Origin of the sequence: Streptomyces sp. NPDC056231 (genome assembly GCF_048270745.1) — a bacterium.
GTDB lineage: Bacteria > Actinomycetota > Actinomycetes > Streptomycetales > Streptomycetaceae > Streptomyces.
Genome location: NZ_JBLVKW010000014.1, coordinates 143,603 through 152,113 on the forward strand (window position 1 = coordinate 143,603; position 8,511 = coordinate 152,113).

The window sequence follows — 8,511 nt, forward strand, 5'->3', positions numbered from 1 at the left end:
GGTCACGTCCGGGGGTAATCCGGAAGGCAGAAGGCAGGGAACAACCTATGCGACAGGTCACGCGTAAAGGCCTGATGACCATGGCAGCAGCGGGCGGGGTGCTCGCGCTGAGTGGCGGATACGCACACGCCGACGCGGGAGCGGACGGCGACGCGTCGAATTCCCCTGGGTTACTGTCGGGGAATTCGGTGGAGATCCCGGTCGACGTCCCGGTCAATGTATGCGGTAACTCCGTGAGTGTTGTCGGACTGCTCAATCCGGCGGCCGGAAACGCTTGTGGAAACAGTTCGGGAAAGAGCTCGGGAAAGAGTGCCTCGGGGCGGCACGGCTCGGGTGCGCAACCATCGGGCCGCCACGCAGCGGCCGACCGCGGCATGGGCGACCTGACCCGCGAGTACCGCGCCGGAACGGGCAAGCACCGGGCCGGGGGCAACGGAAGCGTCAGCGGCGCCACGGCCGAGGGGTACGCGAACGGGTCGCCCGGCATCCTCTCGGGCAACACCATCCAGGTCCCCGTCGACGTAGCCGTGAATGCCTGCGGGAACAGTGTCACCATCGGTGGACTGCTCGGCTCCGCAACCGGCAGCACGTGCGAGAACGACCCCGTGAGTACGCCCCCGGTGGACGTTCCGGTCAGCCCGGTCACTCCGCTCACCCCCGAGAAGCCCGAAGTACCCGGACCGCGAGGCGTGCCGAACGCGCCCGAGCCCCAGCTCGCCCACACCGGAGCGGGCGGGTTCGACCTGCTGGTCCCAGCCGGCGCGGGTCTGCTGCTGGCGGGCGCGGGTACGGTGCTGTACCGCCGCTTCCGTATGGCCGCATAACAACGGACTGCGGCACCGGGACAGGCCGCACGAAGACGAGCGGGCCCCGCGGATGCGGGGCCCGCTCGTCTCACCAGGTGGCGCGTATCTGGCGGATGATCCGCCGACGCAGCCGCACCCTGCGGCTGCCGTCACGGCGCAGCGTCAATCGGTCCAACTCCCAGTGGCCGTACTCGGCATGGTCGGTCAGCAGGCGGGCGGTTTCCTTCCGGGAGACCCCGCGTGGTACGTACACATCGACAAATTCGTATTCCGGCATCGCATCTATTGTGCGGGCAGAGGCTGTCTACGGATAGCGTCTGCACTATGTCTGATGCTGCGCAGCCCACCGCTGCCGAGGTACGCGCCGCCGCCGATGCAGTCAAAGCCGCGCTCGACCATCACCTCGCGGCGGTCGAGCGCCGGTCCGGGGACGACGACCCCGCCGTCTATGAAGCGTTCAATGCACTCGCCGCCGCGGCCGAGGTCTACGACGAACTCCTCTACGACCGCTACGACGAGGTCACTCCCTTCGAGATCCCCGGCGCCGACGACTCCCTGCCGCCGTACAGCGGTCCCGAGGAGCCGAAGGCGCTCAGCGTGCTGATCCGCCGCGACTACGCGGTGGTGGAGCCTTCCCGGCTGCTCGCCCAGGCGCAGCGGATCGCCAACCCGGACCCGGACGGCCGCGTCAACGGGACCGGCGCCGTGGTCGGCGCCAGTGTCCATGCGGCGCTCGGCGTGCTCTTCGGTGAGTACGAACCGGACGAGATTGCCTCCCGGCACCAGGAGTTCGGTCTGGAGGAAGGCGACTCCACACTCTGGGTCGCCGCGGCGGAAGAGCTTCCCGAGCCGGGGGAGTGGCTCAGTGCCCCGTTCGACGAAGCCGACCCTCAACTGGTGGTGTGCCGCTTCGACGTCAGTTCCGTCTTTGACGAGGACGAACTCGACGAGGAGCTGGACGACCTGGCGGCCGGAAGCTCCTGACCGTGTGCTGTCGGTGACAGGAGCCGTCGCCGGTGCCCCGCTCCAGGGCACCGGCGGCGCACCGGACGCCGTGCAACTGCCCTTCCGGCAACGACGGCAGTTCGACGACAGAACCCAGGGGATGTCCTGTCAGGGATTTCGGGACAGCCCTCAGGCGGTGACCGTCTGCTGCGCCTCCAGCAGGGCGCGCAGCCGGGTCGTGTGGTTCTGGGACGGAGGCAGGGCCACCGCGCGCGGCAGCGCCTGATCCACCCCGTGCACCACGGAGAGATGCCGCTCGCCACGGCTGAACGCGGTGTACACCCAGGCCCGGCTCAGCCTCTGAGCCGCGTCACCGGGCAGCACGACCACGACGGCGGGCCAGCGCATCCCGGCCGCCTGGTGGGCGCTGAGGGCCCAGCCGTGGCGCACGGACGACTCCACCCGCTCCTGCGGCACGACGACCGGCGTGCCCGCACAGTCCAGATGCAGTCCCTCGGCGTCGGCCGAGACGACCGTCCCGGGCACGGTCCTGCCGGGCGTCGGGACGTGTACGACCCGGTCCCCCGGGTCGAAGCCGCCGAACCGGCCGGGACCGGGGTTGAGACGCTGCTTGAGCGCCGCGTTCAGCGCGCGGGTGCCTGCCGAGCCGCCGTGCCCGACGGTGATCACCTGGGTGTCGGCCGACGGGACGCCGATCGCACGCGGCACCGAGTCGGCGACCAGTTGCACGGTGCGGTGCACCGCCTCGCCGGCGTCCTGCACGGGGACGATCACCACCTCCTTGCCGGGGGCCGCCACCTGGTTCAGCTCGCCGATTCCGATCCCGGAGACCAGCTCGCCGATCGGACCGGGATCCGGCGTACGGGATACGACCTGCGGGCAGGCGCGAGCGGCCAGGACGTCCGCGAAGACCCGCCCCGCACCTGCCGAGCCCAGCACCCCCGGGTCGCCGCTGAGCACCAGCCGGGCGCCGTCGGGGAGGGACTCCACCAGAATCGCGGCGGTCTCCACGTCCAGCTGCGGGGCGTCCAGCACGACCAGCAGATCGACGGCGATCGCCCCGTCCGCGTCCCGGCCGGGGCCCTCCGCGCCGGAGAGCAGCCCGGCGAGGGTGACGGCCGCCGACGGCTCGTCGAGCGCTTCGGCCAGCCTCCGTCTGCCGTCCACGCTGTGGGTGGCGCCGAGGGCCCGCAAGCCGAGGGCGCGGGCCGCGACGATCAGCGCGGCGGGTTCCGCCCGCGCCGCGTCGCCGCCCGTGTGCGCGACCAGGCCACCGGCCGCGACCGCACGGATCAGCTCGGCCGCCGACGGGGAACCGGCGGCCGCGGCCGCCTCCGACCAGTCGGCGCCCTTCTCACAGGCGTTGACCAGCCGGGCCAGGCCGTCGGCGAGGCTCTCCTCGGCCAGCGCGTACCGCTCGAGACCGAGCAGCACCTGGGTCGGCTCCTGCCCGGCCCCGTCCGCCGCCTCGTCCCCGGGCTCGGCATCCGCGTCCGCTTCCTGGTCGTCCGGACCGTCCTGGAAGACCAGCACGACGCCCTCGGCGACGGCGTGCCGCACGGCCGCCTCCGGGTCGGTCACCGCACGCTCGGCGAGCGCGGCACGCACCGCCGACGTGTCCAGCGCGGTGTGGCCCTGCAGTGCGGCGCGCTCCAGCAGCCAGCCGACCAGCGCCGCTGTCCGCCGCTCGTCGTCCGGACCGCACGCGGCGCCCAGCAGGGCCCTTGCGAAGCCGTCCGCCTGTTCGGGCCGGACGGTGGGTACGGCCAGCAGCTGCCATGGGTCCGCGCGCAGCACGTCGGCCGCCTGCGCGCCGAGCGTCTCCGCCGCCGGCAGCGCCAGGGTCTGGGGTGCCCCGCCCTCCGCCAGGACGGCCGTCACCGCGGCCACGGCCTCCGGAGAGGCACCCTGCGGTGCGAACACCGGCTCGGGTTCCCGGGGGCGTACCGGCGCGGGAGCGGCGCGGCGCGGTGCCGGTGCGGGCGAGTCGAAGAACGCGGCGCCGGGCTTCTCGCCGCTCTCCACAGCCCGCACCGCCGCCAGCAGATCGGCGGCCTGCCCGCTCAGCTTGGCGCCCGCAGCGATCGGGCCCTGCTTCTCGGCCTTGCGCTTCTCGATCCGCTCCCGCAATTCCCGCTGGGCGGCCAGCTCGGCCTCGGCCTCCGAGAGCGCGGCGGCAGCGGGCGCCGCGCCGACCTCCGTCACGCCGACCGCATCCGTCTTGTCGGCTCCCTCCGGGGCAGCCGGCTCCGCTGTCCCGTCCGTCTCCTCCGCCTCGCTCGGGGCGGGTACGGCGGCAGCGGAGCCGACGACGTCGGTGTCGTCGTCGGCGGCCGAGGGGCCGGGGGATTCCCCCCGGGGAAGCGCAGTCACAGCGTGCTCCAGTCCTGGTCGGGATAGCGGTGCACGGGCGCCGACACATCGTCGAGCGCCTGGCAGATCTCGTCAGGAAGACTAAGCGCCTCCACTGACAATGCCTCCGTGAGCTGCCGCGCATTGCGCGCGCCGACGATCGGGGCCACCACTCCGGGACGGTCCCGCACCCAGGCGAGAGCCACCTGCAACGCCGTCGTGGCCAGCCCGTCGGCCGCCGTCGCCACCGCGTCCACGATGCGGCTCGCCGGGTCGTCGAGATACGGCTCGACGAACGGGGCCAGCAGTTCGGAGGCGCCGCGCGAGTCGGCCGGGGTGCCCGTGCGGTACTTGCCGGTCAGCACCCCGCGGCCCAGAGGCGAGGACGGCAACAGCCCCACGCCCAGATCGAGTGCGGCGGGCAGCACCTCGCGCTCCACCCCCCGCTGCAGCAGTGAGTACTCCATCTGCGTACTGGCCAGCCGGGTGCGCGCCCCGGGCGAGGCGAGCTGCCAGGTCGCCGCCTTGGCGAGCTGCCAGCCGCAGAAGTTCGACACCCCGACGTACCGTGCCCGCCCGGTGGACACCGCCAGCTCCAGCGTCTGAAGGGTCTCCTCCAGCGGAGTCACCGGGTCGAAGGCATGGAGCTGCCACAGGTCCACGTAGTCCGTACCGAGCCGTTCCAGCGAGGCGTCCAGTGCGGCCAGCAGATGACCACGCGAGCCGTCGAAGCGGCGGCACGGGTCGGCCACGCTGCCCGCCTTCGTCGCGATGACCAGATCGCGCCGCGGCACCAGACCCTCGACGAGCCGCCCCAGCAGATATTCGGCCTCCCCGCCGCCGTACACATCGGCCGTGTCGACCAGCGTGCCGCCCGCCTCCCAGAAGGCCTTCAGCTGTTCGGCGGCGTCGTGCTCGTCGGTGTCCCGGCCCCAGGTAAGGGTGCCGAGCCCGATCCGGGACACTCGAAGGCCGGTGCGGCCGAGATGCCTCTGCTCCATGGGCGCTGAGATTACTGGCCAGAGCCCCACGGGGAGGAAGCCTGTGGACAACCCGGGGTCAAGTCGCCCCCTGCCGGATCAGGGTGGTGCGCGCTAGAGTCCGGACCACAGGGACGTTACTGATCAGTAAGGGGAGCGGTTATGCGGCTCGGCATCAATCTCGGCTACTGGGGCGCGGGAATGGACGGCGACAACCTCGCCGTCGCCCAGGAGGCCGACCGGCTCGGCTACGACGTCTGCTGGGCGGCCGAGGCGTACGGCTCCGACGCGCCGACCGTGCTCACCTGGGTCGCCGCCCGGACCGAGTCCATCGACGTCGGCTCCGCGATCATGCAGATCCCGGCCCGCCAGCCCGCCATGACGGCGATGACCGCCGCCACTCTCGACTCGCTCTCCGGCGGCCGGTTCCGTCTCGGCCTCGGTGTGTCGGGGCCGCAGGTCTCCGAGGGCTGGTACGGCGTCAAGTTCGACAAGCCGCTGGCCCGCACCCGGGAGTACGTGGAGATCGTCCGCCGGGCGATGTCCCGCGAGCGGCTCTCGTACGAGGGCGAGCACTGGACGCTTCCGCTGCCGGACGGTCCCGGCAAGCCCATCAAGCTCACCGTCCACCCGCAGCGCGAGCACATCCCGCTCTACATCGCCGCGATCGGCCCGAAGAACCTGGAGCAGACCGGCGAGATCGCCGACGGCGCGCTGCTGATCTTCCCGTCCGCCGACCACCTCGAGGACACCGCGGTGAAGCACCTGCGGGCGGGCCGCGAGAAGGCCGGGAAGACCATGGACGGCTTCGACGTCTGCCCGACGCTGCCGCTCGCCATCGGTGACGACATCAACGGACTCGCCGACATGTTCCGCCCCTACACCGCGCTCTACGTCGGCGGCATGGGCAGCCGCAAGCAGAACTTCTACAACCAGCTCGCCCAACGCATGGGATACGAGAAGGAAGCCGCCGAGATCCAGGACAAATACCTGTCCGGTGACAAGACCGGCGCCGCCGCCGCCGTACCGCACCAGCTGATCGACCAGACCACGCTGCTCGGTTCGGTCGAGCGCATCGCGGAGCGCATGCAGGCCTACGCCGCCGCCGGTGTCACGACCCTGACCCTCGCTCCGGCCGGTTTCACCCGCGAGGAGCGGATCGCCGCGCTGCGCGCCGGTACGGACGCGCTGGAGCGGTCCGGCCTGGCGTAACCGCCCGCGGGCAGCACTACGGCCGTGGTGGGGGCTCGGGGGTCCTCCCCGCCACGGCCGTCACGCAGCACAACGCGCCCGGCCCCCATCGGTTACGCGGCACCCGTTCGGCCCTGCCGGAGATGCCTCCTCTCCCGTGCCGCATTTGAATTTCCTTCTGCGGACACCGGTACGGAGGCGCCAGCAATGCTCTCGGCAAAGAACCTGTTCCAGGAGATTCTCGACAACGACGAGTCGTTCCGGCTCTTCTGTTCGATCGCCGCAGGTGGCGAGAGTCAGGGCGGCTGGGAGAACGGCCGCATCGCGGCCCTGGCACCCGAGAGCCAGCGCACCCTCGTTCCCAAGATCGCCCGGCACGGCGCCGACGAGGACAAGCACGGCCGGATCTTCCACGCCCTGCTGAAGAAGCGCGGGCTGCGGCCGACCGTGGTCCCGCACGAGACGGATTACACGATGCTGCTGGAGAAGCACGGCGTCGGCCTCGCCCACGAGCAGCTGAAACGTGACGAGCCGCTGTCCGAGCTCGACATCGTCACGTATCTGGCGCACAGCCGGGTCACCGAGCAGCGCGCCTCCGAACAGATGAAAACGCTCCACAGGTATTTCGCCGACCACCCCGACGTGGGCCGTGCGGTGAAGATGATCTCGAACGACGAGGACAACCACCTGGCGTACTGCCACGAAGAGCTGCTCCGCCTCGCCCGCGCCGGACACGGCAGGACGATCCAGCGCATCCTGCGCGAGTGCGCCCTCGCCGAGATCCGGGTGTACCGCGACGTCAGCCTCGCCGTGATGGCCCACATGGGCCGCCTCCTGGGCTGGTCCAGGGCCAGGGCGGCGGTGCTCGCCGTGGGGATCCACGGCGTCTATGCGTACGAACGGCTCGTCGGCTGGCGGCGCATGGTCAGCCTGGAACCGCCCGAGCGGCGCGACGCGCTGGGCGGCCCGGCGGTACCGGCGCCCGAGTATGCCTGAGCTGCGCCTTCGGCTGGCAGCCCGACGTCAGAGCCAGTCATGGTGCTTGAACACGCGGTACAGGCCGAAGACCGCGCAGCCCATCAGCCCGATCACCGTCGGATAGGCCCACACCCAGCGCAGCTCCGGCATGTGGTCGAAGTTCATGCCGTAGATCCCCGCCACCATCGTCGGTACGGCCGCCATGGCGGCCCACGCCGAGATCCTCCGCATGTCGTCGTTCTGCCGCAGCCCCGTCTGCGCCAGATGCGCGGAGAGGATGTCGGAGAGCAGCCGGTCCAGCCCCTCCACGTGCTCGTTGGCGCGCGTCAGATGGTCGCTCACGTCCCGGAAGAACGGCTGCGAGTGCTCGTCGACGAACGGCACGGCGGCGCCTGCCAGCCGGACCATGGGCGCGTTGAGCGGGCCGCTGGCCCGGCGGAACTCCAGCACCTGCCGCTTGAAGGTGTAGATGCGTGACGCGATGTTCTTGGTGTCGACGGTGGTGCTCGGTGAGAACACCTCGGTCTCCAGTTCCTCCAGGTCGACCTGGAGTTCCGCGGCCACATCGATGTAGTGGTCGACGACGGCGTCGCTGACCGCGTACAGGACCGAGGTGGGGCCGTGCTTGAGCACCTCGGGATCGGCCTCCAGCCGGCGGCGTACCTCGGCGAGCGGCGCGCCCTCCCCGTGCCGGACCGTCACGACGAACGAGTCGCCTATGAAGATCATCAACTCGTCGGTGGTGACGGTGTCGCCCTCGGGTTCGTACACCACCGGCTTGATGACCGCGAAGAGGGAGTCGTCGTACACCTCCAGCTTCGGCCGCTGGTGCGCCCTCAGCGCGTCCTCCACGGCCAGCGGATGCAGCCCGAACTCGCTGCTGACGAGGTCGAACTCCTCCGCCGTGGGCTCGTGCAGCCCGATCCAGAGAAACGCGTCCCCGGTGGCCCGTGCCTCGTCGAGGGCATCGGAGAAGTCGGCAGGTCCGTCGGTGCGACGCCCATCCCGATAAATCGCGCAATCCACAATCACGGCGCGCATTCTTCCCTGCTCCGGTCCCCGACGCATCTCCTGAGGGACATCGGCCTACCCTGGCCCGTATGCCCACCCTGATCCTCGTACGCCACGGACGCTCCACCGCCAACACGGCCGGGGTGCTCGCCGGCCGGACCCCCGGTGTCGCGGGCGCCAACGCGCGGCGGCCGGCGGCCCCCCGCGCCGGGCGGGGGGGGGCGAGC

The 8,511-nt window shown here is 71.5% G+C and carries 8 protein-coding genes; 4 read left to right on the forward strand and 4 right to left on the reverse strand.

What is annotated here, in order from left to right; translation table 11 throughout:
• The first annotated feature begins 47 nt into the window (after nt 1–47).
• The gene (locus tag ACNPQM_RS14655; RefSeq protein ID WP_418084318.1) at nt 48–824 is read left to right on the forward strand and encodes a chaplin; all 777 of its coding nucleotides are present in this window, start codon (nt 48–50) and stop codon (nt 822–824) included.
• 70 nt (nt 825–894) lie between these two features.
• On the opposite strand, the gene ACNPQM_RS14660 is transcribed toward ACNPQM_RS14655, so the two are convergent.
• On the reverse strand, nt 895–1,083 hold the full coding sequence (locus ACNPQM_RS14660) for a DUF5703 family protein (protein ID WP_358863119.1): 189 nt from the start codon (nt 1,081–1,083) through the stop codon (nt 895–897).
• 47 nt (nt 1,084–1,130) lie between these two features.
• Here ACNPQM_RS14660 and ACNPQM_RS14665 point away from each other — a divergent pair, with 47 nt between their 5' ends.
• Complete coding sequence (locus tag ACNPQM_RS14665; protein ID WP_358863120.1) at nt 1,131–1,790, forward strand: hypothetical protein; 660 nt, start codon at nt 1,131–1,133, stop codon at nt 1,788–1,790.
• Between the two features lie 150 nt (nt 1,791–1,940).
• On the opposite strand, the gene ACNPQM_RS14670 is transcribed toward ACNPQM_RS14665, so the two are convergent.
• Together ACNPQM_RS14670 and ACNPQM_RS14675 are read right to left on the reverse strand one after the other, a co-directional pair.
• A complete protein-coding gene (locus ACNPQM_RS14670) occupies nt 1,941–4,145 on the reverse strand; it encodes an ATP-dependent DNA helicase (RefSeq protein ID WP_418084319.1) in 2,205 nt (734 codons plus the stop codon).
• On the reverse strand, nt 4,142–5,125 hold the full coding sequence (locus tag ACNPQM_RS14675; protein WP_358863122.1) for an aldo/keto reductase: 984 nt from the start codon (nt 5,123–5,125) through the stop codon (nt 4,142–4,144). The genes ACNPQM_RS14670 and ACNPQM_RS14675 overlap by 4 nt, the downstream gene beginning before the upstream one ends.
• A gap of 141 nt (nt 5,126–5,266) precedes the next feature.
• Here ACNPQM_RS14675 and ACNPQM_RS14680 point away from each other — a divergent pair, with 141 nt between their 5' ends.
• On the forward strand, nt 5,267–6,316 hold the full coding sequence (locus ACNPQM_RS14680; RefSeq protein ID WP_358863123.1) for an LLM class F420-dependent oxidoreductase: 1,050 nt from the start codon (nt 5,267–5,269) through the stop codon (nt 6,314–6,316).
• 186 nt (nt 6,317–6,502) lie between these two features.
• On the forward strand, nt 6,503–7,291 hold the full coding sequence (locus ACNPQM_RS14685) for a ferritin-like domain-containing protein (protein WP_418084320.1): 789 nt from the start codon (nt 6,503–6,505) through the stop codon (nt 7,289–7,291).
• A gap of 27 nt (nt 7,292–7,318) precedes the next feature.
• Here the strand turns inward: ACNPQM_RS14685 and ACNPQM_RS14690 are convergent, their stop codons facing one another.
• A complete protein-coding gene (locus ACNPQM_RS14690; protein ID WP_358863125.1) occupies nt 7,319–8,314 on the reverse strand; it encodes a magnesium and cobalt transport protein CorA in 996 nt (331 codons plus the stop codon).
• Nucleotides 8,315–8,511: the final 197 nt, after the last annotated feature.

Bases quoted from the DNA above. Each gene is read 5' to 3' on its own strand.
- ACNPQM_RS14660 (WP_358863119.1), bottom strand. From the start codon at position 1,083: ATGCCGGAATACGAATTTGTCGATGTGTACGTACCACGCGGGGTCTCC.
- ACNPQM_RS14675 (WP_358863122.1), bottom strand. From the start codon at position 5,125: ATGGAGCAGAGGCATCTCGGCCGCACCGGCCTTCGAGTGTCCCGGATC.
- ACNPQM_RS14685 (WP_418084320.1), top strand. From the start codon at position 6,503: ATGCTCTCGGCAAAGAACCTGTTCCAGGAGATTCTCGACAACGACGAG.
- ACNPQM_RS14655 (WP_418084318.1), top strand. From the start codon at position 48: ATGCGACAGGTCACGCGTAAAGGCCTGATGACCATGGCAGCAGCGGGC.
- ACNPQM_RS14690 (WP_358863125.1), bottom strand. From the start codon at position 8,314: ATGCGCGCCGTGATTGTGGATTGCGCGATTTATCGGGATGGGCGTCGC.
- ACNPQM_RS14665 (WP_358863120.1), top strand. From the start codon at position 1,131: ATGTCTGATGCTGCGCAGCCCACCGCTGCCGAGGTACGCGCCGCCGCC.
- ACNPQM_RS14680 (WP_358863123.1), top strand. From the start codon at position 5,267: ATGCGGCTCGGCATCAATCTCGGCTACTGGGGCGCGGGAATGGACGGC.